This window comes from Chromobacterium sp. HL1 (assembly GCF_057418835.1).
Map to the genome: position 1 here is coordinate 1,580,167 of NZ_CP162399.1, position 26,457 is coordinate 1,606,623.

The following is a 26,457-nucleotide window of genomic DNA, read 5'->3' on the forward strand; positions in this document are numbered from 1 at the left end:
CTTCAGTGCATGACGAAACCGCCGTTGACCGCCAGCAATTGGCCGGTGACGAAGCGGGACAGGTCGGATAGACAGAACAGCACGGCGCCGCAGACGTCGTCCGGGGTTTGCGGCCGTTCCAGCGCGCGTTGCGCCACATAGTGGCGGTGGCGCTCGGCCGCCACCTGCTCGGTGGCCTCGCCCAGGGTCAGCCCGGGCGCGACGGCGTTGACGGTGATGCCGGCCGGCCCCAGTTCGCGGGCCAGGCTGCGGCTCATGGCGATGACCGCGCCCTTGCTGGCGGCGTAGGCCAGCAGCCGCGGCGCGCCCCACAAGGCGGTGTCGGAAGCGAGGTTGACCACCGCGCCGCGCCCGGACGCGCCCAGCGCCTGGGAACAGGCCATGGTCATCAGCCAGACGCCGCGCACGTTCACCGCCATCACCCGGTCCCAGCACTCAATATCCAGCTCGGCGGCGGAGACGCCGCCGGAATCGGTGACCGCGCCGTTGTTGACCAGGCCGTCCAAGCCGCCCAGGCGCTGGACGGCGTCCTCGGCGCAGCGGCGGATGGCGTCCGGGTCGGCCAGATCCAGCGGCAGCGCCCAGGCTTGATGCCCGGCCGCGCGCAGTCGTTCGGCCTGGGCCTGCGCCTGTTCATGGCGCAGGTCCGCTATCGCCACCGCGGCGCCTTCGCGCGCCGCGCTTTCGGCGAAGGCGAGCCCCAGGCCGCGCGCGCCGCCGGTGATCAGAATGCGTCTGTCCTTGAGGTTGTCCGGCATGAAATCTCCTTGAAAGGGTTAGCGTGGGCGCGAGGCCGTTTGCGGATTAGAAATGCCATTCCAGATTCAGGCTGGGCGTATTGGTGTCGATGCCGGGACCGCCGCTGTTGCCGTAGGTGTTGCGGCGCAGCTCGTAACCCAGGCCCAGCCAGAGCGCGTTCTTGGCCTTGAAGGCCAGCAGGCCGATATCGGCCATCAGCGAGGGGCGGATCAGGTATTCGGCGGCGGTGTCCCGGTTCTGGTAATCCTTGCCCTTTTTGGCGTTGTAAAAGGCGTAGCCCTGGAATTTCAGCGGCAGCCCGGCCCACTGGAAGGGCAGGCCCCAGGCCAGTTCCAGGCGCGGAAAGGGATCGAAGGCGACGCTATTGCTGTTGCCCGCCTGGCGGCAGGGGTTCAGGCCGCATTCGCCCCATTCCCGCGCGTAGAGCAGGGCCAGATTGAGGTAGCCGGGCACGTCGAACTGCGCGGTGGGGCCGATGACCAGCATGCGTTTGGCCGGGGAAAAGGCGGAGTTCTTGGTTTCCACGTCGAAGCCGGCTTGCAGCGAGAAGTCGCGGATCGGGCCGAAGTCGGCGGTGCTGCCGCTGAGCTTTTTCCATTGCAGCTGATGGCGGTAGGCGAGATAGAACTCCGTGGCGCCGTTGTCCGCGCCGGAGCTGGACGGGTCGGCGCCGTTGGAGCGCAGGTAATCCAGCACGAAGAAATTGCTGCCTAAGCGATAGGCGGAACTGTGGTTGAGGGTGAGGATTTGTTTGCGGATGTCCCGGTTGTTGCCGGGCTCCTGATAGGCGTTGCCGAAGCGGTAGCCGATGAAGGTGTCGGACCAGTCCGCGGCGTAGGCGGGCGCGGACAGGGCCAGGCAGAGCGCGGCCAGCGTCCGGGGGCGTCGGACGCGGGACGGTCGAGTACAGGGCAAGCGGATAGGGGGCATTGCTGTTTCTCCTCATAAACCTGGTCGTCATTGAATGCGCCGGTTTTTATTTTTGTTCCACCTATAAAACAAGGATTTATTTGTGGAACATGATCGACTTTATGAGGTGAAAACCGAGCAAAATATTAGGGTTTTCCCTAATGTTTGGCCTGGGTTCGGCTTGCCTAGGCTATAGAAGATTTCATTAATGAAATCATGTTTCATAGACGGAACAAATGGGGCGCCCAGCGCCGCGCCCTGCGTTCCGGTTTCGACATTCCAGCCTGCGAGCAGGCTGCCCGCCGTTGAAAGACCACCATGAACAATGATCGTTTGAATGAATTGGTGCGGGAGGCTCTGCCTTCCTTGGCCAGGCCGGCCGACAAGAGCTTTGCCGAGTGGATGGCGTCGCGTTGCGTGTTGCGTTCCACCCGCCGTTACGACTGGGACGCCTTGAAGTTTCAGGCGGATTTCAAGCCGGAGTACGGCCGCGCGCAGATGCGATATGTCGGCACCGGCGCCACCGGGGTGGCCGCCGACGGCAATACCGTGCCGGCGGTGCACTTCACTTTTTCCACGATGAAGATTCCGCCCGGCCATATCGGCCCCCTGCATCTGCACACCGACGCGGAGGAGATCTTCTTTGTGTTGCAAGGCACGGTGAAGCTGTTTTGCGAATCTTTGGAAGGGGAGCGTTGGGAGGCGGTCGTCGGCCCGCGGGATCTGATCTCGATTCCGCCGGGGATCTACCGCGGCGAAGAGAATGTGGGCGACGACGACGCCTTGCTCTGTGTGATGGTGGGATCGCCGCGGCCGATGACGCCGACTTACCGGCCGGACGACCCCTTATCCAGGATCAAGCGCTGATGGCCTGTCGCTGACACGTTGCGCTCAAAACAAAAGCCGCCCGGCGCATGGCGCCGGGCGGCTTTGGGCACTGCGAAGCAAGAGGGCGCTTAGGCGCGCTTCTTGAATTCGTTGGTGCGGGTGTCGATTTCGATCTTTTCGCCGGTGTTGACGAAGGCCGGAACCTGAACTTCGAAGGTGGTGCCCACCAGGCGAGCCGGCTTCAGCACTTTGCCGGAGGTGTCGCCGCGTACGGCCGGTTCGGTGTATTCCACTTCGCGAACCACGGTGGTCGGCAGTTCAACCGAGATGGCCTTGCCGTCGTAGAAGGTCACTTGGCACACTTCTTCCATGCCGTCGACGATGAAGTTCAGCGTGTCGCCCAGGTTGTCGGCTTCCACTTCGTACTGATTGAATTCGGTGTCCATGAACACGTACATCGGATCGGCGAAGTAGGAGTAGGTGCAGTCCTTGCGGTCCAGCACGATGACGTCGAACTTGTCGTCGGCGCGGTATACGGCTTCGCTGCCGGCGCCGGTCAACAGGTTCTTCATCTTCATTTTCACAACGGAGGCGTTGCGGCCGGATTTGCTGAATTCAGCCTTCTGCACGACCATCGGGTCGCTGCCTACCATGAATACGTTGCCGGCGCGGAGTTCTTGTGCGGTTTTCATTACTAAAAGTCCCAAACTCTTGATTGAAGTCGGAAAAAAAGGTTTCCGAAAAACGGCGTATTCTAGCCGATTTCCCGGACAAAGTGCAGCAGTCTGTCGCCCAGATCGCCGTCCGCCAGCAATTTTTCCGGCCAGGCGGCGGCATGCTCGCGCCAGGCGGGCAGCCAGGCGGCCAGTTCCGTCCACGCGGCGGCCATGTCGGCGCCGTGGTTCCAGGCATGGCTGGCGGCGCTCAGCGCCTGCGCCGCGCCGGCGGGCAGCGCCGCGCCGTACTGTGACAAAAAGGCATCAAGCTTGGCCAGATGGGCGGCGTCGTCCTGCGGGTAGATGTGCCACAGGAACGGCCGGCCGGCCCATTGCGCGCGCACGAAGCTGTCTTCGCCGCGCACCAGATTGAGGTCGCAGGACCACAGCAGCAGGTCGTAGCTGTCCTGGTCGGTCATCGGCAGCACCTTGACCGTCAGCTGGCCCTGGCGCGCCAGCATGCCGGCGCGCAAGGGGTAGCCGAAGACGCGGGCGGCGTCCGGCAGCGCCTTGCCTTCCGGCAGCAGGCAGGTGATCGGACGCTCGCCCAGCGCCCAGGCGGCCAGCAGGCTGGTGACCGCCGGGTTTTCATAGGCGAACAGGCTGACCCGCCACTCGTCCGCGGCCGGCTCGGGCAGTTCCAGCAGCTGCCAGTAGGCGCGGCGCGCCAGCGCGTCGTCCTGCCATTGGCGGCGGACGTCGAGCAGGCCTTGCTCGCAGATCAGGCCGCCGGTGTCGGCCTCGAAGCCGGGGAAGAAGAAATGCTTGGTCAGCGGCAGCCGCGGATGCGGCGAGGGCTGGCGGTGGCAGCCGCGGGTCCAGTCTTCCGCCGACAGGTATTCCAGATTGATCCACACCGGCTTGACCGCCTTGGCGGCCATCGCCTGTTCAAAGTGCTCCGGCAGCCGGCAGCCGAAGGCCTCGATCACCACCTCGGCGGGCACGGTGTCCGCGGGCGGGCCGTCCGCCGGCCAGTGGCGGACGTCGATGTCGGCCAGACGCTGGGCCGGCAGGGCCGGGTCCAGATCGGGCGCGATGCGGGCGAAGCTGGCCAGGTCGTCCACCCATAGCCTCACCTCCAGGCCGAAGTCGTGGGCCAGCCGGCGCGCCAGCCGCCAGGCGACGCCGATGTCGCCGTAGTTGTCGACCACGGCGCAGAAAATATCCCAGTGTTTGCGTTCCATTGGCGGTGCCGCGCGTGAAAATGGCGGCAGCTTAGCACGCCGCCGCGGGTTCATGAAAAACCCCGCGCCGGAGCGCGGGGTGGCAAAAAAATTAAGACGCCGCGGACAAAGGCCTGAGTTCGTAGCGTGGGCAAGTCCTTTGGGCTTGTCCACGCTACAACTAGATCAAAACGCGGTGATTGCTTTTAGAACCGGTTTACGATCTCGCGAGCTAAGGCGAGACAAGGCGAAAACGGCTGAGAAAGCGGAATGTACGCGTGGTACATGAGCATTTCGAAGCTGTACTCACCGTGTGACGTCTCACGACGCGCAGCAGATCGTAAACAGGTTCTTAGAAAATGGACATCCACAGGCCGGCGGTGGTCGCGGTCATGAAGCCCGCCATCACCGCGGCGGCCAGCGCGCGCATGCCGATCTGGGCCAGTTCCTTCTGCCGCGACGGCGCCAGCGCGCCGATGCCGGCGACGCAGATGCCCACCGAGCTGAAGTTGGAGAAGCTGGACAGCGCGAAGGTGGAAATCAGGATGGCTTGCGGCGACAGGGTGCCGGCGGCTTTCATCTTGGCCAGGTCCAGATAGGAGATGAACTCGTTGACCACGATCTTCTGGCCCAGCAGGCTGCCCACTTCCAGGGTTTCGTGCCAGCTCACGCCCATCATGAAGGCGAACACGCGGAAGGCCTGGCCAAACAGGTATTGCAGCGTCAGGCCGTCGAACACGCCGTTGGTGGAGGCCTTGATCATCTCGTTGACGCCCAGCGCGGCGCCGATGCCGTCCTTCACCACGAAGTTGGCCAGCGCGATCATGGACACGATGGCCAGGATGATGGTGGCCACCGCGGCGGCCATCTTCATGCCGGACATCGCGCCGTTGACGATGGCGTTGATGAAGCTGCCCTGATCGTCATCCTGGCTGTAGTCCAGCTTGTCGCTGGAGGCGTGGTCGCGGTCGGTTTCCGGGTAGATGATCTTGGCGAACACCGCGGCCGCCGGCGCGTTCATGAAGGAGGCCATCAGCAGATAGGTGGCGAACTTGGCTTGCTCCGCCGGATTGCTGCCGCCGAGGAAGGCGACGTAGGCGGCCAGCACGCCGCCGGCCAGTGTGGACATGCCGGCGATCATCACGCAAGCCAGCTCGGAGCGGCTCATGTGCTGGATGTAGGGGCGGATCAGCAGCGGGGCCTCGGTCTGGCCGAGGAAGATGTTGCCGGCCACGGTCAGGCTTTCCGGGCCGGACAGCTTCATGCTGCGCTTCATCACCCAGGCCATGCCGGCCACCACGCGTTGCAGGATGCCCAGATGGTAGAGCAGGGCGCTGAAGGCGGAGAAGAAGATGATGACCGGCAACACCATGAAGGCGAACAAAAAGCCCATGCTGCCGCTGGGTTTGGCCAGATCGCCGAACACGAAGCTGGCGCCTTCGCCGGAGAAGGTCAGCACTTTGGCGAAGCCGGAGCCGAAGGCTTCGAACACCGCGCGCGCGGCGGGCACGTAGTTGATGACCAGGAACAGCGAACTTTGCATGATCAGACCGATCAGCACGATGCGCCAATTGATGGCTTTGCGATTGGTGGACAGCGCATAGGCGGTGCCCAGCAGGAACAACATGCCGACAAGAGCTTGTAAGGTATTCACGAACAACCCTGAGATGATGGTGCGGAAGTTGACAAGCCGGCGCGCGGCGCCGGACAAGGCGGATCCAACGATTATTAGATGATGATTAGCTAATATTGCTCAAGGGGCGCGATTTTACAGCAAAAATCGGATAACGAAAGCGATTGCGACGCTTTGTCCTTGATTTTATTCGATTTGGGTGAAGATTGGGCCGGCGGCGGGACATGCGGGCGCGCCGCGTCGGAGCAAAAAAATCCCGGCGCGGGGATGCGCCGGGAGGGGGGCGAGCGCGGGGCTTCAGTCGCGCCGCGGCGTCTCGTCCTTGGCGTCCTTGGGCTTGTCGTCGTCCATCAGGATGCGGTGGGCCGGGCCTTCCATGTCGTCGAACTGGCCGTTGCGGGTGGCCCACCAGAAAATGCCGCCGATGACGAAGGCCAGCACCAGGCTGAGCGGGATGAGCAGATACAGGCTTTCCATCAGGGTCTCCGTTTGACCAGTCGGAGGGCGTTGCCGACTACGATGAGGGAGCTGGACGCCATGCCCAGGCTGGCGATCCACGGCGTGACATGGCCGGCGATGGCCAAGGGCAGCGCCACGATATTGTAAGCGGCGGCCCACCACAGGTTTTGACGAATCACAGACAAGGTCTTGCGCGACAGCTCGAAAGCGCTGGCGATCAGCCCTAGCCGGTCGCCTATCAGCACCATGTCGCCGCTGGCGCGCGCCACGTCGGTGCCGCCGCCCATGGCGATGGATACGTCGGCCTTGGCCAGCACCGGCGCGTCGTTGATGCCGTCTCCCACCATCAGCACGCGCTTGCCGGCGGCTTGCAGCCGGCCGACATAGGCCAGCTTGTCCTCAGGCGCGGCGCGGGCGATGTGGGCGTCCATGTCCAGCTGGCGCGCCAGGCTGGCCACCGCGCCGGCGCCGTCGCCGCTGAGCAGGTGCACGCGCAGGCCGCGCTGTTTCAGCTGGCGCAACAGCGGCGCCGCGTCGGCGCGCACCGCGTCGCCGATGGCGAACAGCGCCACCAGTTCGGTTTCGTCCGCCAGCGCGATCAGGGTCTTGTCGCCGTGCCAGTCGGCGGCGGGCAGCGGGCAGTCGCCCAATTGGGCGGCGATGAATTCCGGCGAACCGATGCGCCAGGCGCGGCCATCCAGCTGGCCGGTCACGCCCTGGCCGGGGTGGTTGCGCAGCGCTTCCGCGGCCTGCTGCGGGCCGTCTCCGGCGGCGGCCAGCAAGGCGCGCGCCACCGGGTGTTCCGAGCCCTGTTCCAGCGCCGCCGCCGTGGCCAGCGCCGCCGCCGCGTCGCGGCCGGGCGCGGTCCAGCTGTCCAGCAGCCGCATATCGCCATGGGTCAGGGTGCCGGTTTTGTCGAACACCACGTCGCTGATCTTGGGCAGGGTTTCCAGTGCATGGCCGCGGGTGGTCAGCACACCCAGCGCCGCCAGGTGGCCGGAGGCGGCGGTCAGCGCCGCCGGGGTGGCCAGCGACAGCGCGCAGGGACAGGAAATCACCAGCACCGCCACCATGATCCACAGCGCGCGGTCCGGCTCGATGTAATGCCAGCCGATGTAAGTGCCGGCGGCGGCCAGCAGCAGCAGCGCGACGAACCAGCTGGCGAAGCGGTCGGCGATCACCGCCAGCCGCGGCTTCTCCGCCAGCGCCTGGTCCAGCAGCCGCACGATGCCGGCCAGCCGGGTGTCCTGACCGGTCTGGTCCACTCGCACCACCAGCGGGCTGGCGGCGTTGACGCTGCCGGCGATCACCGCGGCGCCGACGTCCTTGCTCACCGGCCGGCTCTCGCCGGTCAGCAGCGCCTCGTTGCTGGCGCTGTGGCCGTCCAGCACCACGCCGTCGGCGGGAATGGTCTCGCCGGGCTTGATCAGAATCACGTCGCCGGGACGCAGCTGCGTCACCGTGGTTTCCTCGCTTTGACGGCTGGCGGGCCAGCCGGCCAGGCGGTGGGCGAAGGCGGGGATCAGCTTGACCAGGCTTTCGGTGGCTTCGCCGGCCTTGCGCCGGGCGATGCCTTCCAGATAACGGCCGCCCAGCAGCAGGAACACGAACATCGACACCGAGTCGAAATAGACGCCGTGCTCCACCTTGTTGATCAAGGCCCAGAAGCTGGACAGGAAGGCGGTGAGAATGCCTATGGTCACCGGGGTGTCCATGCCCACGCGCCGGGTCTTGAGGTCGCGCCAGGTGGCGCGGTAGAAGGGCACGGCGGAGTAGAGCACCACCGGCAGCGTCAGGATGAAGCTGGACCAGTGCAGCAGCCACAGGAAGTCCGGCGAAATCTCGCCGTCCGGCGCCAGATAGATGGGCACCGCGTACATCATCACCTGCATCATGGACAGGCCGGCCGCCCACAGGCGGTTGATCGCCTGCTTGCGCTCTTTCTGGTTCAGCGCTTCCTGGCGTTCGGCGTCGTAGGGGTGGGCGCGGTAGCCGATGGCGCTGACCGCCTCCAGGATGGCGGACAGTTGGACCCGGCTATTGTCCCAGCGCACGCGGGCGCGGTGATTGCTGTAATTGATGTCTACGCTGACGATGCCGGGCAGCTGGCGGATGTGCTGCTCGTTGAGCCAGACGCAGGCGGCGCAGGTGATGCCTTCCAGCATCAAGGAGGCCTCGCGCAGGTTTTCGGCCTCGAAGCGCACGAAGCTGCGCTGCAGCTCGTCGGAATCGTAGAGTTTGATCTGCTCCAGCAGTTCGAGCGGCACCGGCTCGGCCTGGCGCGCGCCCTCGGTGCGGTGCTGATAGTAATCGGACAGGCCGGACTGGATGATGGTGACGGCTACCGCCTGGCAGCCGGCGCAACAGGTGGGCTGATCGACTTCGCGGTATTTGACCGGGAACCGGACGTCGGGCGGCACCGGCAGGCCGCAGTGGAAGCAGTTTTCACTCATGATGGCCGATTGTAATCAATCCGGCCGCGTTTGGCTTGCGCTAGCGTGTTGGAATCAGCCGCGGCAGCCCCCATTTGCTGGGGGCGTCCGGCCCGGGCTTGGAGTCGTTTAAGCCGCGTGCAATTGAGCTTCCACGCCGCGCAAACTGAGCTGCTTGAGGATGCGGTTCAGGATCACGCCGTACATGGGCAGGAAGAACAGCAGGCAGATCAGCAGCTTGAAGCTGTAGTCCACCAGCGCGATCTCCACCCAGTTGGCGGCCATGAAGGGATCGCTGCTCTTGTAGAAGGCGATGAAGAAGAAGGCCAGCGTGTCGCTGATATTGCCGAACAACATGGCCGAGGCGGGGGCGATCCACCAGGTTTTCAGCTGGCGCAGGCGGTTGAACACCTGCACGTCCAGCACCTGGCCCAGCGCGTAGGCGGCGAAGCTGGCGACGGCGATGCGGGCGACGAATACATTGAAGCTGGCCAGGGCCGACGCGCCTTGCCAGGCGCCCTGGTAGAACAGGGTGGAGATCAGGTAGGAGATCGCCAGCGCCGGCAGCATCGCCGCGAAAATGATGCGGCGGGCCAGCGGCGCGCCGAATACGCGCACGGTCAGATCGGTGGCCAGGAAAATAAAGGGAAAGGTGAACGCGCCCCAGGTGGTGTGGAAGCCGAACACGGTGATGGGCAATTGCACCAGGTAGTTGCTGGACGCGATGATGGCGATGTGGAACAAGGACAGCCACAGCAGCGCGGACAGCCGCTGTTGGCGGGTAAAGCTAAACATGATGTCGGCCTTTTTATTGGATTGGGGTGAGGGAACCCAATGCAGATTCGGTTGGCCCGGTCCGGCGAGGCTGGAACAGGGCAAGGGCGGAGATGATACGCGCCTGCGTCCGCCTTGGCAAAGGTATTTGACATTGCTAATCAGTCGCTTGAGAGCGAAAGGAGGGGGTATGTTGGCAGTTGTGCAGTCGGCTCCGGGCGGAGTCGACACCTTGCGTTTGGACGAGATCGCGCCGCCGGTTCGCGGCGCCGGGCAATTGCTGTTGCGGGTGATGGCGGCGGGCGTCAACCGCGCGGACCTGGCGCAACGCGCCGGGCAGTATCCGCCGCCGCCGGGCACCAGCCCGATTCTGGGGCTGGAAGTGGCGGGCGTGGTGGAGGAGGCTGACGCGGATTCGCGTTTCCAGCCCGGGGATGCGGTGTTCGGCCTGATCGGCGGCGGAGCTTACGCCGAATACGCGCTGCTGGACGAGGCCTTGGCCATCGCCAAGCCGGACTGGCTGTCCTGGGTGGAGGCGGCCAGCCTGCCCGAGGCCTGGATGACGGCCTGGTTCAATCTGGTGGAAAAGGCCGGCTTGCAGGCCGGCGAGACTGTGCTGGTGCACGCCGGCGCCAGCGGCGTCGGCGCGGCGGCGATCCAGCTGGCCGGCCTGTTGGGCGCGCAGGCTTTCGCCAGCGCGGGCAGCGAGGAGAAGACCGGGTTCTGCCGCGAGCTGGGCGCGGCGCGGGTGTTCAACTACCGGCAAACGCCGGCCTTCGGTCCCATGGTCAAGGACTGGGGCGGCGCCGACGTGGTGCTGGACCCGGTGGGCGGGGCCTATCTGAACGACAATCTGTCGGCCTTGAAGCCGGATGGGCGGCTGGTCAATATCGGCCTGCTCGGCGGCGCCAAGGCGGAGTTGAACCTGGGCGCGCTGCTGATGAAGCGCATCGCCTTGATCGGCTCCACGCTGCGGCCGCAGCCGCTGGAGGTGAAGGCGCGCTTGGCGCGGGCTTTGGAAACCCGGATCTTGCCGGCGCTGGAGCAGGGCAGGCTGCGCCTGACGCTGGATTCCAGCTACCCCTTGGCCCAGGTGGCCGACGCGCATGCCTATGTCGAGGCCAATCGCAATCTGGGCAAGGTGGTGTTGACGCTGTTTCCGGTGCTGGCTGGGTGACACCTTAAAAAAAGCGCGCCCGAATGGGCGCGCCGTTTTGTGTCAGCCATCGGCCGAGGCGGTTTTAAGCATGCATCCGGTTCAACTGGCGCGCGATGATGTCATGGTTCAGCCACAGCACCGGGCCGGCGGGCGCGGCGGCTTCGTGGAACATCAGCGGACCGGTGGCGTCGATCACCAGGCTGCTCAGATGGTCGGTGATCAAGGCCTTCTTGTCCTGATGCAGGTCCACGATGGCGTCGGAGGTGCCTATCATCACTTCGGCCAGTTCCGGGCTGTTCGGCATTGGCCAGGCCTCGAAATTGCGGAAGCCGCGCATCACCTCGCCGCTATTGAGCGCGTCTATCTTCCCCAGCACCTCTTCCAGCGTGTGGCCGTCCTGCAGCAGGGCGGCGCAGGCCTGCCATTGAGCGTCGGCCCAGGCGCCGCCGTCCTCGCGCTTCAGCGCGCGCAGCAGCGCCAGCAGCGGCAGCTCCACGCCGACGAAGATGTCCGAGGAGTTGGTGCGGATTTCCGGGCAGTTGAATACCGTGGCCTTGACGCCTTGCTCCCAGGCGGCGCGGGCGACGTTTTCCAGGCGCATCTTGGCGTAGCCCTGGGTGTAGTTGGTATAGGTCTGCCACTGGTAATCGCCGTCGATCAGGATCTCGGTGCCGTGGTAGCCGTAGGCGGTGTAGCGTACTTGGCCGCCGGCGGCTTCCAGCCGGCCGCGCAGCGCGGCGCTGCCGTCGATCAGGTGCTGGAAGGTGTTGGCGGTGACTTCGTCGAAGTTTTGCAGGATCAGCTTGCCCAGATCGCTGTCCAACAGCGCCTGGGTGGACAGGAAGCGCTCGCCGCGGCCCTTGTAGACGCGGTTGGCGATGGCCAGGAAGACCTTGGCCTTGGGAATGCCGCCGGCCATGGTGTGGGCGAAGAACACATTGCGGCCGTCGGCTATCATGCCGTCCAGCTGCGCCATCGCCTGGGCGACGCCGTCCTTGAAGCGCTGCACGCCGATTTGGCGGCATTGCTCGATGTGTTCCCAGTCCAGCTTGTCGTCCTGCCAGCTTTTCAGCGTCAGGGAGGCCAGCAGCTCGGTCGGCGTCGGCGCGCCGTCCTGGTCGAAGCCGGCCATCAGCGGCACATTGATCACGCGGCCGCCGAGGTTGGCTTCGGCCGCGGCCAGTTCTTCCTCGTTCAGCGGGCGCAGCTGGTTGTTCTCGTCGCGGCGGCCCACGGTCATGCCGATGATGTCCATGCCGGCCTTGCGCGCTTCATTGATCAGGCCGTTGGCGTAGCCGCGGCCGAACAGTTCGCCGAACAGGACGAAGACGTCGCCGGGGCGGAACAGGGTGCTTTGCGGAAGCTGTCTCAGGGCGCTGGTTTGAGCCATGTCTTTATCTTTCTCGATGCGGACCGGCGCGGCGCGTGATGGCGGGGCCGGTCACTTGGATGTGTTTGGAGTGATTGCTCGGATCGGGGGCATTCTACCCGCGATCCGGTTTGAGGTGTTCAGTCGGACGTCAGCGGCGACAGCGCTTCTATCAAGGCCACTTCCTGCGCGTAGCTGAGCGCCTTCATCTTGGTCAGGAGTTTTTCGCCGTCCACTTTCCATTGCTGGTCCAGCTCTTCCTCGATGATGCGCGCCTCCACCGCCAGCCACACGCCGCGGCAGGAGGCCGCGTCGTCGAAGCGCACGCCTTTTAGTACCTGGGCGATCAGGTGCAGTTCCGGATCGCTGAACTGGCGCGACAGCAGCGCCTGTTCGCGGCGCACGATCTCGGCGTAGCGGTCGCATATCTGCTGTACCCGCGGGGCGTCGCCGTAATGGGCCGGCTCGTCGGCCGGCGCGCTCAGCGCGCCGTGCTGGAACCAGGCTTCCAGTGCCGGCTTCAGTTGCGGCAGGTCTTCATGCCAGACTCGGGTCAGTTCTTCGCGGAAGCGGGCGTTGTCGGTGAAGGACAGTTCGTCGAAGGGCATGGCCGGCACCACGCCTTCGTCCAGCGCGCGCTTGCCCACCCAGATCCGGCCTTCCTCGTCGCGGCTGACCGCGGCGCGCCAGACCGCTTGCTCTTCGGTGGCCAGGTTGTCGACGTGGATTTCGATATAGGGCGGGGCGATGTCCTGATCTTCTTCCTCGGTGACAAAGCGCAGCGTGATGTCGAACAGGCTGTGTTTGGAGATGTCCAGCAATTGCAGGCCGTCCTTGTGGCCAGCCAGCAGGTAGCGGTCGCCATCGTCGTAAACGGCCACGTCGTCTATGCCGGCGGCCGGCTTGATCAGTTGGGCGGACAGGGCGTCGGCCAGTTGGTTGGCGTCGTTGTGCTGAACGGCGTAGCCGGTGCGGTAGGCTTCGTGTTCATGCCATAAGGCGTTCCAGTCGTACATGGAGCGTTTCCTCGTCGAAGTCGGTTTGCCGCGCAGTGTACGCAAAAGCCCAGCGCTTGTCGCCCGCTGGAATTTTTGGTATGGACAGTTTTTTGTGCTATTATCCAGCGATTTTTCTGTATCCATCCTCCTTCCTAAAATGACCCGACAAATTCGCAATATCGCCATCATCGCCCACGTCGACCATGGCAAGACCACGCTTGTAGACCAATTGCTGCGCCAATCCGGCACCTTCCGCGAGAACCAGCAAGTGGACGAGCGTGTAATGGACAGCAACGATCTTGAAAAAGAACGCGGCATTACCATTCTGGCCAAGAACACCGCCATCGAATACGAAGGCGTGCACATCAATATCGTCGACACTCCGGGACACGCCGACTTCGGCGGCGAAGTTGAGCGCGTGTTGGGCATGGTGGACGGCGTGCTGCTGCTGGTGGACGCCGTAGAAGGCCCGATGCCGCAAACCCGTTTCGTTACCAAGAAAGCGCTGGCGCTGGGTCTGCGCCCGATCGTGGTGATCAATAAGGTGGACCGTCCGGGCGCGCGTCCGGACTGGGTGGTGGATCAGACTTTCGACCTGTTCGACAAGCTGGGCGCGACTGACGAACAGCTGGACTTCCCGATCATCTACGCTTCCGGCCTGAACGGCTTCGCCAAGCTGGAGCTGGAGGAAGAGTCCGACAATATGCGCCCGCTGTTCGACACCGTGCTCAAGCACGTGCCGACCCCGCCGGGCAGCGCCGACGCGCCGCTGCAGCTGCAGATTTCCGCGCTGGATTACTCCACCTACACCGGCCGCCTGGGCGTGGGCCGCGTGCTGAACGGCCGCATCAAGCCGGGTCAGCAAGTGGTGGTGATGAACCACGACGATCAAGTGGCCACCGGTCGCATCAACCAGGTGCTGGGTTACCAGGGTCTGGACCGCGTGCCGGTTGAAGAAGCCGAAGCGGGCGATATCATCATCATCTCCGGCCTGGAAGACATCGGCATCGGCGTGACCATCTGCGACAAGGAGCAGCCGGTAGGCCTGCCCATGCTGTCCGTGGACGAGCCGACGCTGACCATGGACTTCATGGTGAACTCCTCGCCGCTGGCCGGCACCGAAGGCAAGTTCGTGACCTCGCGTCAAATCCGCGACCGTCTGACCAAGGAACTGCTGACCAATGTGGCGCTGCGCGTGGAAGACACCGGCGACTCCGACGTGTTCCGCGTGTCCGGTCGTGGTGAATTGCACCTGACCATTCTGCTGGAAAACATGCGTCGCGAAGGCTTTGAAATGGCCGTGGCCAAGCCGCGCGTGGTGTTCAAGGAAATCGACGGCCAGAAGAGCGAGCCGTACGAGAACCTGACCATCGATCTGGAAGACGATCACCAGGGCGGCGTGATGGAAGAGATCGGTCGTCGCCGCGGCGAACTGACCAATATGGAATCCGACGGCAACGGCCGCACCCGCCTGGAATACCATATTCCGGCGCGCGGTCTGATCGGCTTCCAGTCCGACTTCATGACCATGACCCGCGGCACCGGCCTGATGAGCCACGTGTTCGACGACTACGCGCCGGTCAAGCCGGACATGCCGGGCCGTCACAACGGCGTGCTGATCTCGCAAGAGAACGGCGAGGCCGTGGCTTACGCGCTGTGGAAGCTGGAAGACCGCGGTCGCATGTTCGTGGCTCCGGGCGAGAAGCTGTACGAAGGCATGATCATCGGCATTCACAGCCGCGACAACGACCTGGTGGTGAACCCGGTCAAGGGCAAGCAGCTGACCAACGTGCGCGCCTCCGGCACCGACGAAGCCGTGCGTCTGACCACGCCGATCAAGCTGACGCTGGAATCCGCCGTTGAATTCATCGACGACGACGAGCTGGTGGAAATCACGCCGAAGTCCATCCGCATCCGCAAGCGTTACCTGAACGAATCGGATCGTCGCAAGATGGCCAAGGCCAACGCCGCGTCCTGATCGACGCCGGTCTGGCAAAAACCGCCGTACCCTTGATGGGGCGGCGGTTTTTTTATGTCTTGAGTGTGTGCTCGCCGTGCGGCGCTTCATGAGGCGCGGCGGGCATTGAGCGGGTTCTTAGAGCCTGTTCAAAGTCTCGTGAGCAAGAGCGAGACAAGGCGAAAACGAGCGAAAAAGCGGAATGTACACGTGGTACATGAGCATTTTGAGCTCGGTTTCAACGCCGTATCGCCGAAGCGCAGCGGACTTTGAGCAGGCTCTTAGTCGCTTAAGGCGTTCAGCCGTCGCCGGCAGGCGTCCGCCTCGGCTAGGATGCGTTCGAACAGCTCGGCCACGCTGGGCGCGTCGTCGATCAGGCCCTGGGCCTGGCCGATCAGCTGTACGCCCTTGTCGAGGTCGCCGTCCTCTATCGCCAGGCGGATGGACTCGGTGGCGGCGCCGAATTGCGCCAGCTGGCGCAGCGCTTGCGGCTGGCTCAGCAGGCCGCCCAGCACCACTTTGGCGATGGGCATGTCCAGCTTGCGCGCGGCGGCGCTGGCGCGCCAGGCGGCGGCGAGCAAGCTTAGCGGCTTGCGCGTGGCCTGGCGGGCGGCCGGGGTGTCCATCACCCGGCACCACAGGCCGTCGAAATTCTTGGAATACAAGGTGTCGGCCACGCCGCGCTGACGGATCATCTCCTTGGTGCGCTGGTGCACCGGGCTTTCCCGGCTCATCGCCAGTCGCGTGCCCATGGCCACGGCGTCGGCGCCCAGCGCCAGCGCGGCGATCAGGCCCCGGCCGTCGGCAAAGCCGCCTGCGGCGATGATGGGCAGCTCGCTGGCCTTGCGGATGGCCGGAATCAGCGTCAGCGAGGTGACGGCGCCGCCATGGGCGGCGGCCTCGTGGCCGGTGACCAGCAGGGCGTCGGCGCCGGACGCCTGCGCCGAGCGCGCGTGCTTCTCCGTCACCACGGTGGCGATGACCTTGCCGCCGTAGGCGTGGGCGCGTTCAATCAGCCAATCCCCCTTGCCCAGGGAAAAATTGATTACCGGCACGCGCTCTTCCAGCGCGACCATGGCGTTTTCCTTGGCGCCGGGCATCATCAGCGTGCAGCCGACGCCGAAGGGGGCGTCGCTCAGCTCGCGCACGCGGCGTATCGCTTGTCGCGTCAGCTCCGGCGTCAGCGGGCCGGTGGCGAGTATGCCCAGGCCGCCGGCGTTGCCGACGGCGGCCACCAGTTCCGGGGTGGCGATATAGCTCATGCCGGGGCAGATCAGCGGGCGCTGGATGCCGAGCAGGCGGGTGATGGCGGTTTGCATGGGGCGGGGCTCGCTTTACAATGTCTGTCGGTCTGGGGTTGGCGGGCGCAGCGGGTTTGACCCGGCGCTGTCATTGTTGTCGGCTTTGCCGGAAAATTCAAACGATTGTTTAAATATGTTGCTGATCGTGTTGCTGGGCTGGCTCTATGTGGTGCTGATGCTGGCGGTGGCGCAGCACAGCGTGCTGGCTTCGCTGTCCACCGTGTTCTTTCTGGGCGTGCTGCCCACCTTCTTTGTGGCGCGGATGACGCGGCGCAAGCTGCGCCGTCAGCGGGAAAAAGCCCGCGAGGCGCGCGAGGAGGCTTGAGCGCTCCGCCGTCTGGTGTTAGAATCCCGCGTCCCTTGCCATCCTGGCGGGGGAAATCATCTATTACGCACATCCGCGCCAAAGGGTGCCTCGTTTCGAGGTTGTCTGCGCGGATGGAGGCTTAACCCTTTAAGGAGTTTTTGCATGTCCACCAACGTTACCATGCGTCAAATGCTTGAGGCCGGCGTTCACTTCGGCCACCAAACCCGCTTCTGGAACCCGAAGATGGCCAAGTACATCTTCGGCAGCCGCAACAAGATTCACATCATCAACCTGGAAAAGACTCTGCCGCTGTTCGTAGAAGCCCAGGACTATGTGCGTCGTCTGGCCGCCAACAAAGGTTCCATCATGTTCGTGGGCACCAAGCGTCAGGCTCGTGAGATCGTACGTGAAGAAGCTGCCCGTTGCGGCATGCCGTTTGTTGACCACCGCTGGCTGGGCGGCATGCTGACCAACTACAAGACCGTGAAGCAGTCGATCAAGCGTCTTGAAGAGAAGCGCGCCATCCTGGAATCCGCTGGCGATACCGGTTACAACAAGAAAGAACTGCTGGACCTGCAACGCGAAGTCGACAAGCTGGAGCGTTCGCTGGGCGGCATCAAGGATATGAAGGGCCTGCCGGACGCCATCTTCGTTATCGACACTGGTTACCAGAAGGGCACCATCGTCGAAGCCAAGAAGCTGGGTATCCCGGTTATCGGCGTTGTTGACACCAACAACACCCCGGACGGCATCGATTACGTGATCCCGGGCAACGACGACTCCAGCCGCGCCATCCGCCTGTACGCTCGCGGCATGGCCGACGCGGTGCTGGAAGGCCGCGCCCAGTCTCTGCACGAGATCGTGGCTGCTGAATCGGCTCAAGCCGAGTAAGCAGACGAAAAGGGGCGTAAGCCCCTTTTTTTAGACCCACGTAATCAAAATCATTCAGGAGTACGAAGTATGGCGGACATTACCGCAAAAATGGTTTCGGATCTGCGCGCGGCCACCGGCCTCGGCATGATGGAATGCAAAAAAGCCCTGGTGGAAGCCGAAGGCGACGCCGCCAAGGCTGAAGAAATTCTGCGCATCAAGTCCGGCAACAAGGCTTCCAAAATGGCCGGCCGCGTGGCTGCCGAAGGCATCATCGGTTCCTTCGTTGAAGGTGGCGTTGGCGCCCTGGTGGAAGTCAACTGTGAAACCGACTTCGTTGCCAAGGACCCGACCTTCCTGGCCCTGGCCGCCGCCGCCGCCAAGGCTGTGGTCGTAGCCAACCCGGCCGACGTGGAAGCGCTGTCCGCCGTGGAAATCGACGGCCAGTCCGTTGAAGACATCCGCAAGGCTGCTATCGCCAAGCTGGGCGAGAACATGACCATCCGTCGTTTCGTTCGCTACCAGACCGAAGGCGCGATCGCCACCTACCTGCACGGCGCCAAGATCGGCGTGATCGTCGACTTCGCCGGCGAAGAGCAAGTGGGCAAGGACGTGGCCATGCACATCGCCGCTTCCAAGCCGATCTGCGTGTCCAAGGATCAGGTTTCCGCCGACATCCTGGAACAAGAGCGCAAGATCTACACCGCTCAGGCCGCCGAATCCGGCAAGCCGGCCGACATCGTCGCCAAGATGGTTGAAGGCCGCGTCAACAAGTTCCTGGCCGAAGTGACCCTGATGGGCCAACCCTTCGTCAAGAACCCGGACCAGACCGTGGAAAAACTGTTGGCCGAGAAGAAAGCCTCGGTCAAGGCGTTCGCCATGTTCGTAGTGGGCGAAGGCATTGAGAAGAAAGTAGTAGACTACGCCGCTGAAGTGGCTGCAGCCGCCAAGCTGTAAGCGCCCAGTCGCGAGACGTATTGACGGCACCCTGCCTGCAGGGTGCCGTTTTGCAAACTGAAAACCGAATATCCAGCCAAACCGAGGTTACCATGAGCCAAGTTCCTGCCTATAAACGCATCCTGCTGAAACTTTCAGGCGAGGCCCTGATGGGCGATGACAGCTATGGCATCAACCGTGCCACGATCGAGCAGATCGTCGGTCAGATCAAGGAAGTCGTGGAGCTTGGCGTGGAAGTGGGCGTGGTGATCGGCGGCGGCAACATCTTCCGCGGCGTCGCGCCGGCGGCCGCGGGCATGGATCGCGCCACCGCGGACTACATGGGCATGATGGCCACGGTGATGAACGCGCTGGCGTTGAAGGACGCGATGACCAAGGCTGGGTTGATCGCGCGCGTGCAGTCGGCGCTGACCATGCAGCAGATCGCCGAGCCCTATGTGCGCGGCAAGGCGATGCAATACCTGGAAGAGGGCAAGGTGGTGATCTTCGCCGCCGGCACCGGCAACCCCTTCTTCACCACGGACACCGCCGCGGCGCTGCGCGGCATGGAAATGAACGTGGACATCATGCTGAAAGCCACCAAGGTGGACGGCGTGTACACCGACGATCCGAAAAAGAACCCGGACGCGATACGTTACCAGACCCTGACCTTCGACGAGGCGATCTCGCGCAACCTGAAAGTGATGGACGCCACCGCCTTCGCGCTGTGCCGCGACCAGAACCTGAACATCAAGGTGTTCAGCATCTTCAAGAGCGGCGCGCTGACCCGGGTCGTGCTTGGCGAAGACGAAGGCACGCTGGTACACTGCTGAGTTTGAAAATTGCTGAAGGCGAAAGCGGCAATGGCCGTTTTCGCCTTGTCTTTTTAAGTTTCGATTTGGAGTGGACATGATTAACGACATCAAGAAATCGGCCGAGCAGAAAATGCAGAAGTCGCTGGACGCGTTCAAGACCGACCTGAGCAAGGTGCGCACCGGTCGCGCCCATACCGGCATTCTTGATCATGTCATGGTGGACTACTATGGCAGCGACGTGCCCATCAGCCAGGTGGCCAACGTGACCCTGGTGGACGCGCGCACTATCGGCGTGCAACCCTGGGAAAAGCCGATGCTGGCCAAGATCGAAAAAGCGATCCGCGACTCCGACCTGGGCCTGAACCCGGCCTCCATGGGCGAGATCATCCGCGTGCCGATGCCGATGCTGACCGAAGAGCGCCGCAAGGATCTGATCAAGGTCGTGCGCGGCGAGGCCGAGGGCGCGCGCGTGGCCGTGCGCAATATCCGCCGCGACGCCAACAACGAATTCAAGAACCTGCTTAAAGACAAGGCCATTACCGAGGACGACGAGCGTCGCGGCCAGGATGAGATCCAGAAGCTGACCGACAAGTACACCGTCGAAATCGACAAGGCCCTGGCCGCCAAGGAAGCCGACCTGATGGCCGTCTAAGGAGCGCCGTACCTTGTTTGCAAGCTCTACCAAGGATGTGCCGGAGGTGCGTTCCGTGCCTCGGCATATCGCCATCATCATGGATGGCAACGGCCGCTGGGCCAAAAAGCGTTTTCTGCCGCGGGTGGCTGGCCACAAGCGGGGCCTGGACACCGTGCGAGAGATCGTCGGAGCCTGCAAGGAACTGGGCGTCGAATGCCTGACCCTGTTCGCCTTCTCCACCGAGAACTGGCGGCGTCCGCAGGAGGAAGTGTCCTTTCTGATGGACCTGTTCATCCGCGCGCTCGAGCACGAGGTCAGCAAGCTGCACAGCAATAATATCCGCTTGCGGGTATTGGGTTCGCGCGAGCGTTTCAGCGCGGACTTGCAGGAGCGCATCCTGCGCGCCGAGGAAAAGACCGCCGGCAACGACGGTCTGGCCTTGAACATCGCCGCCGACTACGGCGGCCGCTGGGACATCCTCAACGCGGTCAACGGCCTGATCGCCGAGGGCGCCACCCATATCGAGGAGGAGGCGCTGAGCCAGCGCCTGTCGATGCCGTGGGCGCCGGAGCCGGATTTGTTCATCCGCACCGGCGGCGAACAGCGCATCAGCAACTTCCTGCTGTGGCAGCTGGCTTATTCCGAGCTCTACTTCACCGAGACGCTGTGGCCGGACTTCGACCGCGCGGCGCTGGAAACCGCCATTGATTCTTACCAATGCCGCGAGCGCCGCTTCGGACGCACCAGCGAGCAACTGCCCGAGCATCTGCGTCGGGACGGGCGCTAAGCCATGCTGCTGACACGCGTTCTGACGGCTCTGGTCTTGCTGCCCCTGATGCTGGCGGCGCTGTTTCTGTTCCCGGCCGAGGCCTGGGCGGGCTTCTCCTGGCTGATCGTCGTTTTGGCCATGTGGGAGTTCAGCCGCATGGCCGGCATGACCGGCGCCGGCAAATGGCTGTATCTGGCGGCGAGCAGCGGCCTGGCCGCGGCCGCCTGGTTCGGCCATTACCGGTTGGGCCCGCTTGAGCACGTTCTGACGCTGGGTTTCTGGCTGCTGCTGGTGCCGTGCTGGCTGGCCAAGCGCTGGCGCATTCCCCCGGGCCCGTTGGCCTGGCTGCTGGGTTGGCTGCTGATGCTGCCGGCCTGGTTCGCCTTCCTGGAGTGGCGGCCGCAGCCTGGCGCGGCGGACGCCTTCGCCCTGCTGGCGGTGATGGGCCTGGTGTGGGTGGCGGACATCGCCGCCTACTTTTCCGGCAAGGCTTTCGGCCGGCGCAAGCTGGCGCCGTCCATCAGCCCGGGCAAGAGCTGGGAGGGCGTCTACGGCGGCGTGATCTGCGTGGCGCTGTACGTGGCGCTGGTGGACCATCTGGGCTGGATAGACACCGGCTTGCCGGTGTGGGCGCTGCTGTTGCTGGCCTTGCCGCTGACCGCGGTCAGCGTGATGGGCGATCTGCTGGAATCCTGGTTCAAGCGCGCGTCGGGCATCAAGGACAGCAGCCGCTTGCTGCCCGGCCACGGCGGCGTGTACGACCGCATCGACAGTCTTATCGCCGTCCTCGCCGTCAGCAACGCGCTGCGCGTTCTGGGCGGCATGTAACCGCAGGAAACTCAAATGACGAAACCGCAAGGGATTGTCGTTCTCGGCGCCACCGGCAGCGTGGGCGTCAATACGCTGGACGTGGTGGCGCGCCACCCCGAGCGTTACCGGGTGGTGGCGCTGACCGGCAACCGCCAGGTGGATCGCCTGTTCCAACAGGCTTTGCAATTCCGGCCTGCCTACGTGGTGACCGGCGACGCCGCGTCCGCCGACGCTCTGCGCGGCCGGCTGGCCGAGGCGGGGGTGAACGCCGAGGTGCTGCACGGCCCGGCCGCTCTGGTCCAGGTGGCGGCCTTGCCGGAGGCCGAGGTGGTGATGGCCGCCATCGTCGGCGCCGCCGGTCTGCCGTCCGCCATGGCGGCGGCGCGCGCCGGCAAGCGCATCTTGCTGGCCAACAAGGAATCCCTGGTGGTGGCCGGCCGTCTGTTCATGGACGCGGCGCGCCGCCACGGCGCGACCCTGCTGCCGGTGGACAGCGAGCACAGCGCCATCTTTCAATCGCTGCCCCACGACTACGCCGGCAATCTGGACGCCGCCGGCATCCGCAAAATCATTCTCACCGCTTCCGGCGGCCCCTTCCGCCAGTCTTCGGCCGAAGACTTGCTGCGCGTGACCCCGGACGACGCCTGCCGCCACCCCAATTGGGTGATGGGGCGCAAGATTTCCGTCGATTCCGCCTCGCTGATGAACAAGGGCCTGGAGGTGATCGAGGCGCACTGGCTGTTCTCCGCGCCGCCGGAGCGCATCGATGTGGTGGTGCATCCCCAAAGCGTGATTCATTCCATGGTGCAGTATCGCGATGGCTCGGTGATGGCCCAGCTGGGTTCGCCGGACATGCGCACGCCCATCGCCTGCGCGCTGGCCTGGCCGGAGCGCATCGAGGCGGGCGTGGGTTCGCTGGACTTTTTCTCGCTGTCCAACCTCACTTTCGAAGCGCCGGATCTGGAGCGCTTCCCCTGTCTGAAGCTGGCTTTCGACGTGCTGCGCCTGGGCGGCGACGCGCCGGCGGTGCTGAACGCGGCCAACGAGGTGGCGGTGGACGCCTTCCTGCATGGGCGGCTGCGTTTCGTCGACATCCCCGCCGTGGTGTCCGCCGCGCTGGACGGCGTCAGCCTGGCCGGCAGCGGCTCGGTCGAGGCCTTGCTGGCCAAGGATGAGGAAGCGCGCGCCTTCGCGCTGCAGCGGGTGGCCGCATGCTGACCCTGCTCGCCTTCCTGGTGGCCATCGGCGTGCTGGTGACCTTTCACGAACTGGGCCACTACTGGGTGGCTCGGCTGTGCGGCGTCAAGGTGCTGCGTTTCTCCATCGGCTTCGGCAAGCCGCTGTGGACTTACTGGCGCAAGGGCACCGAGTGGGTGATCTGTCCGATCCCGCTGGGCGGCTATGTGCGCATGCTGGACGAGCGCGAAGGCCCGGTGACGGAAGAACTGCGCCCGCAAGCCTTCAATAATCAGCATGTGTTGAAGCGCATCGCCATCGTCGCCGCCGGCCCGCTGGCCAATCTCTTGCTGGCGGTGCTGCTGTACTGGGTGGTGATGGGCCAGGGCGTGACCCAGGTCAAGCCTCTGGTCGGCACCGTGGTGGCGCAGACGCCGGCCGCGGCGGCCGGCTTCGCGCCCGGCGACCGCATCCTGAGCGTGGCCGGCCAGCCGGTGGCCAACTGGCAGCAGATCCGTCTCGCCCTGGTGGAGGCGGCGATGTCGCCGGACGCCACCGTGGTGCAAGTGGAGACCGCGGCCGGCGCCAAGGCCGATCGCCGCATCGACCCCGCCCGCTTCGGCGACAAGGCGGTGACCGCGATGCAACAGGGCAACACCGGCCTGACGCCGGGGCGTTTCCTGCCGGTGATAGGCGCGCTGGAGGAGGGCGGCGCCGCGCAAAGCGCCGGCCTCAAGCCGGGCGACAAGCTGCTGGCGCTCAACGGCCAGGCGCTGAACAGCTGGGAAGGCTGGGTGGCGCAGGTGCGCAACAGCCCGGGGCGCGATCTGGACGTGAAAGTCCAGCGCGGCGCGGAGACGCTGAACATCAAAGTGCGGCCGCAGGCGCACCAGCAGGACGGCGAAGTGGTGGGGCGCATCGGCGCCGCGCCGCAGCCGGACGCCGGCTGGGGTCGTCAGTTGCTGTACACCGAACACTATTCGGCGGCGCAGGCGGGTTTGGCCGCCTTGGCCAAGACCTGGGACACCAGCTGGATGAGCGTCAAGTTCATGGGACGCATGCTGATGGGCCAGGCCTCGCTGGATAATCTGTCCGGCCCGCTGACCATCGCCAACGTCGCCGGCCAGACCGCGCGCGAGGGCCTGACGCCTTATCTGGAGTTCCTGGCGCTGATCAGCATCAGCATAGGCGTGTTGAATCTGCTGCCGATTCCAGTTCTGGATGGCGGGCACTTAATGTATTATGTCGCGGAGTTGATCAGAGGCCGCCCCGTCAGTGAGCGGGCGCAATTGTTCGGACAAAAAATTGGCTTCATCTTGCTGGCGTCTTTGATGGCGTTCGCTTTGCTGAATGATTTCAGCCGCCTATTTGGGGGTTAAAACCGATCTATGAAATTGAAATTGCTTGCAGCAGCCGTACTGGGCCTGACTTCGGCCTCCATGGCCTGGGCTGCTGATCCTTTTGTCATCAAAGACATTCGCGTTGAAGGCTTGCAGCGCACCGAGCCCGGCACCGTATTCAACTATCTGCCGGTCAAGGTGGGCGACACCTTCAATGACCAGAAGGCCAACGAGGCGATCAAGGCCCTGTTCGCCACCGGCTTCTTCAACGATGTGCGCATCGAATCGCGCGACAGCGTGGTGATCGTGGCCGTGGCCGAGCGCCCGGTGGTCAGCCAGCTCAACATCAACGGCGCCAAGGAGTTCAGCAAGGACCAGCTGAAAAAGGCCTTGAAGGACAACGGCTTCGCCGAATCGCTGATCTTCGATCAGGCGCTGCTGGACGGCGCGGTGCAGGAACTCAAGCGCCAGTATTACAGCCGTGGCAAGTACTCGGTGGAAGTGACCCCGTCGGTGACCAAGCTGGAACGCAACCGCGTGGCGGTGACGCTGGACATCAACGAGGGCGTGACCGCGCGCATCAAGGAAATCCGCATCGTCGGCGCCAGCGCCTTCAAGCAGTCCGACCTGGTGGACCAGTTCAGCCTGACCACCGGCGGCTGGCTGTCCTGGGTGACCAAGGACGACCAGTACTCCAAGCAGAAACTGACCGGCGATCTGGAAAAGCTCAAGGCCTTCTATCAGAACCAGGGCTATCTGGAATTCAACATCGACTCCACCCAGGTGTCGATCAGCGCCGACAAGCAGGATATGTTCCTGACGGTGAATATTCACGAAGGCAAGAAATTCACCATCTCCGACATCAAGCTGGCCGGCGACCTCAAAGTGCCGGAAGCCGATCTGCGCAAGCTGATCCAGGCCAAGGCCGGGGACACTTTCAACAATGAAAGAATCACCGAGTCGGTCAAGTCGCTGAGCGACCGCCTGGGCCAGGCCGGCTACGCCTTCGCCAACGTCAACGTGCTGCCCGACATCGACCACGACAAACAGACCGTGGCCTTCACCTTCTTCGTGGATCCGGGCCGCAAGACCTATGTGCGCCGCGTCAACATCGCCGGCAACACCAAGACCCGCGATGAAGTGATCCGCCGCGAACTGCGCCAGCTGGAAGGCGCGCCTTACGGCGCCGACAAGATCAAGCGCAGCAAGGAGCGCGTGGAGCTGCTGGGTTATTTCGAGGATGTCAACATCGAAACCCCGGCGGTGCCGGACGCCGCCGACCAGGTGGATATGAACATCAGCCTGAAGGAACGCTCCACGGGCAGCGTGTCCGCCGGCATCGGCTTCGTGCAGGGCGAGGGCGTGCAATTGTCCGCCAACCTGTCGCAGAGCAATATCTTCGGCTCCGGCAAGTATATGTCGCTGGGCCTGTCCACCGGCAAGGTGAACAAGAACCTGTCGCTGTCCTTCACCGATCCGTACTTCACGCCGGACGGCGTCAGCCTGGGCTACGACCTGTACAACCGCGTCTACAACCCGGACGCCACCAATATTTCCGCGTACAAGACCAGCACCATCGGCGGCGCGGTGCGCTTCGGGGTGCCGGTGACCGAGTACGACCGCATCAACTTCAGCATCGGCGCGGAAAACACCAAGATCAGCACCTACGACAACAGTCCGCAGCGTTACAAGGACTTCGTCAACCAGTACGGCGCCAGCAACAACACGCTGCTGGGCACCATCAGCTGGGGCCGCGACACCCGCGACAGCGCGCTGTGGCCGACGCGCGGCGCGGTGATCAAGGTGGGCGCGGACGCCGGCCTGCCGGGCGGCGATCTGCAGTACTACCGCCTGACCCATCAGCAGACCTGGTTCTTCCCGCTGACCAAGACCTTCACGCTGATGCTGAACGGCGAGCTGGGCTATGCCGACGGCTACGGCAAGACTTCGCGTCTGCCGTTCTTCCAGAACTTCTACATGGGCGGTCTGGGCTCGGTGCGCGGTTACGACACCAGCAGTATCGGCCCGCGCGACACCAACGGCGACTACCTGGGCGGTACCCGCAAGGCGGTGGCCAACGCTGAAGTGCTGTTCCCCTTCCCGGGAATGAAGGACAATAAGTCGGTGCGCACCAGCCTGTTCTTCGACGCCGGCACCTTGTGGGATCCGTCGGTGGCCGGCAGTTCCGCCGGCGACGGCATGCGCTACTCCGCAGGCGTGGCGTTGACCTGGCTGTCTCCGATCGGACCGATGAAATTCAGTATCGCCAATCCGCTGAAGAAGAAGGACAACGACAAAGTCCAGCGCTTCCAATTCCAGCTGGGTACCGTGTTCTAAAATTGA

The 26,457-nt window shown here is 64.2% G+C and carries 24 protein-coding genes; 13 read left to right on the plus strand and 11 right to left on the minus strand.

Features of this window, described 5'->3' with window-relative positions; all coding sequences use genetic code 11:
• Positions 1–2 precede the first annotated feature (2 nt).
• Together AB1Z25_RS07380 and AB1Z25_RS07385 are read right to left on the minus strand one after the other, a co-directional pair.
• Positions 3–758 (minus strand): SDR family oxidoreductase, encoded by a 756-nt coding sequence (locus AB1Z25_RS07380; RefSeq protein WP_107799130.1) that lies wholly within the window; start codon positions 756–758, stop codon positions 3–5.
• A gap of 46 nt (positions 759–804) precedes the next feature.
• Positions 805–1,689, minus strand: a complete 885-nt coding sequence (locus AB1Z25_RS07385; protein ID WP_227103883.1) for a hypothetical protein — start codon at positions 1,687–1,689, stop codon at positions 805–807.
• A gap of 297 nt (positions 1,690–1,986) precedes the next feature.
• On the opposite strand from AB1Z25_RS07385, the gene AB1Z25_RS07390 reads away from it, so the two are divergent.
• Positions 1,987–2,535, plus strand: a complete 549-nt coding sequence (locus tag AB1Z25_RS07390) for a cupin domain-containing protein (RefSeq protein ID WP_337881939.1) — start codon at positions 1,987–1,989, stop codon at positions 2,533–2,535.
• A gap of 89 nt (positions 2,536–2,624) precedes the next feature.
• On the opposite strand, the gene efp is transcribed toward AB1Z25_RS07390, so the two are convergent.
• The 6 genes from efp to AB1Z25_RS07420 all read right to left on the minus strand — a co-directional run bounded on the left by efp (position 2,625) and on the right by AB1Z25_RS07420 (position 9,694).
• Positions 2,625–3,188 carry an elongation factor P gene (gene efp, locus AB1Z25_RS07395; RefSeq protein ID WP_048412240.1) on the minus strand — a complete coding sequence of 188 codons (564 nt, stop codon included), beginning with the start codon at positions 3,186–3,188 and terminating at the stop codon, positions 2,625–2,627.
• 62 nt (positions 3,189–3,250) lie between these two features.
• Positions 3,251–4,396: an elongation factor P maturation arginine rhamnosyltransferase EarP gene (gene earP, locus AB1Z25_RS07400; protein ID WP_486636919.1), complete on the minus strand. Its 1,146-nt coding sequence runs from the start codon at positions 4,394–4,396 to the stop codon at positions 3,251–3,253.
• A gap of 331 nt (positions 4,397–4,727) precedes the next feature.
• A complete protein-coding gene (locus tag AB1Z25_RS07405) occupies positions 4,728–6,029 on the minus strand; it encodes a NupC/NupG family nucleoside CNT transporter (RefSeq protein WP_107801759.1) in 1,302 nt (433 codons plus the stop codon).
• A gap of 276 nt (positions 6,030–6,305) precedes the next feature.
• On the minus strand, positions 6,306–6,485 hold the full coding sequence (ccoS, locus tag AB1Z25_RS07410; protein ID WP_019103031.1) for a cbb3-type cytochrome oxidase assembly protein CcoS: 180 nt from the start codon (positions 6,483–6,485) through the stop codon (positions 6,306–6,308).
• Positions 6,485–8,920, minus strand: coding sequence for a heavy metal translocating P-type ATPase (locus AB1Z25_RS07415; protein WP_486636920.1), 2,436 nt, complete (start codon positions 8,918–8,920; stop codon positions 6,485–6,487). Before AB1Z25_RS07415 ends, ccoS begins: the two co-directional genes overlap by 1 nt.
• Positions 8,921–9,028: 108 nt before the next feature.
• The gene (locus AB1Z25_RS07420) at positions 9,029–9,694 is read right to left on the minus strand and encodes a 7-cyano-7-deazaguanine/7-aminomethyl-7-deazaguanine transporter (protein WP_107799126.1); all 666 of its coding nucleotides are present in this window, start codon (positions 9,692–9,694) and stop codon (positions 9,029–9,031) included.
• 169 nt (positions 9,695–9,863) lie between these two features.
• On the opposite strand from AB1Z25_RS07420, the gene AB1Z25_RS07425 reads away from it, so the two are divergent.
• Complete coding sequence (locus tag AB1Z25_RS07425; RefSeq protein ID WP_486636921.1) at positions 9,864–10,850, plus strand: NAD(P)H-quinone oxidoreductase; 987 nt, start codon at positions 9,864–9,866, stop codon at positions 10,848–10,850.
• 64 nt (positions 10,851–10,914) lie between these two features.
• Here AB1Z25_RS07425 and AB1Z25_RS07430 read toward each other — a convergent pair whose 3' ends face one another.
• On the minus strand, positions 10,915–12,222 hold the full coding sequence (locus AB1Z25_RS07430) for an enoyl ACP reductase FabMG family protein (protein WP_486636922.1): 1,308 nt from the start codon (positions 12,220–12,222) through the stop codon (positions 10,915–10,917).
• A 119-nt stretch (positions 12,223–12,341) separates the two neighbouring features.
• On the minus strand, positions 12,342–13,217 hold the full coding sequence (locus AB1Z25_RS07435) for a hypothetical protein (RefSeq protein ID WP_486636923.1): 876 nt from the start codon (positions 13,215–13,217) through the stop codon (positions 12,342–12,344).
• 139 nt (positions 13,218–13,356) lie between these two features.
• Between AB1Z25_RS07435 and typA the strand changes: the two genes are divergently transcribed.
• Complete coding sequence (gene typA / locus AB1Z25_RS07440) at positions 13,357–15,177, plus strand: translational GTPase TypA (RefSeq protein ID WP_107799121.1); 1,821 nt, start codon at positions 13,357–13,359, stop codon at positions 15,175–15,177.
• Between the two features lie 260 nt (positions 15,178–15,437).
• On the opposite strand, the gene AB1Z25_RS07445 is transcribed toward typA, so the two are convergent.
• Positions 15,438–16,475 carry an NAD(P)H-dependent flavin oxidoreductase gene (locus AB1Z25_RS07445; RefSeq protein WP_486636924.1) on the minus strand — a complete coding sequence of 346 codons (1,038 nt, stop codon included), beginning with the start codon at positions 16,473–16,475 and terminating at the stop codon, positions 15,438–15,440.
• Between the two features lie 115 nt (positions 16,476–16,590).
• Here AB1Z25_RS07445 and AB1Z25_RS07450 point away from each other — a divergent pair, with 115 nt between their 5' ends.
• From AB1Z25_RS07450 to bamA, 10 genes are all read left to right on the plus strand, one after another.
• Positions 16,591–16,782, plus strand: a complete 192-nt coding sequence (locus tag AB1Z25_RS07450; protein ID WP_107799119.1) for a hypothetical protein — start codon at positions 16,591–16,593, stop codon at positions 16,780–16,782.
• A 144-nt stretch (positions 16,783–16,926) separates the two neighbouring features.
• A complete protein-coding gene (gene rpsB, locus AB1Z25_RS07455) occupies positions 16,927–17,655 on the plus strand; it encodes a 30S ribosomal protein S2 (protein WP_107799118.1) in 729 nt (242 codons plus the stop codon).
• A 69-nt stretch (positions 17,656–17,724) separates the two neighbouring features.
• Complete coding sequence (tsf, locus tag AB1Z25_RS07460) at positions 17,725–18,591, plus strand: translation elongation factor Ts (RefSeq protein ID WP_107799117.1); 867 nt, start codon at positions 17,725–17,727, stop codon at positions 18,589–18,591.
• Positions 18,592–18,683: 92 nt separating this feature from the next.
• Positions 18,684–19,403, plus strand: coding sequence for a UMP kinase (gene pyrH, locus AB1Z25_RS07465; protein WP_048412252.1), 720 nt, complete (start codon positions 18,684–18,686; stop codon positions 19,401–19,403).
• A 76-nt stretch (positions 19,404–19,479) separates the two neighbouring features.
• Entirely contained in the window at positions 19,480–20,037 is a 558-nt protein-coding gene (gene frr, locus AB1Z25_RS07470) for a ribosome recycling factor (protein ID WP_107799116.1), read from the plus strand.
• A gap of 79 nt (positions 20,038–20,116) precedes the next feature.
• On the plus strand, positions 20,117–20,806 hold the full coding sequence (gene uppS / locus AB1Z25_RS07475) for a polyprenyl diphosphate synthase (RefSeq protein WP_233246784.1): 690 nt from the start codon (positions 20,117–20,119) through the stop codon (positions 20,804–20,806).
• Positions 20,807–20,809: 3 nt separating this feature from the next.
• Positions 20,810–21,616 (plus strand): phosphatidate cytidylyltransferase, encoded by an 807-nt coding sequence (locus AB1Z25_RS07480; protein ID WP_107799114.1) that lies wholly within the window; start codon positions 20,810–20,812, stop codon positions 21,614–21,616.
• 15 nt (positions 21,617–21,631) lie between these two features.
• Positions 21,632–22,816, plus strand: a complete 1,185-nt coding sequence (gene ispC / locus AB1Z25_RS07485; RefSeq protein ID WP_107799113.1) for a 1-deoxy-D-xylulose-5-phosphate reductoisomerase — start codon at positions 21,632–21,634, stop codon at positions 22,814–22,816.
• The gene (gene rseP, locus AB1Z25_RS07490) at positions 22,810–24,153 is read left to right on the plus strand and encodes an RIP metalloprotease RseP (protein WP_227103869.1); all 1,344 of its coding nucleotides are present in this window, start codon (positions 22,810–22,812) and stop codon (positions 24,151–24,153) included. Before ispC ends, rseP begins: the two co-directional genes overlap by 7 nt.
• Positions 24,154–24,162: 9 nt before the next feature.
• On the plus strand, positions 24,163–26,451 hold the full coding sequence (gene bamA / locus AB1Z25_RS07495) for an outer membrane protein assembly factor BamA (protein WP_107799111.1): 2,289 nt from the start codon (positions 24,163–24,165) through the stop codon (positions 26,449–26,451).
• The last annotated feature ends 6 nt before the right edge of the window (positions 26,452–26,457 follow it).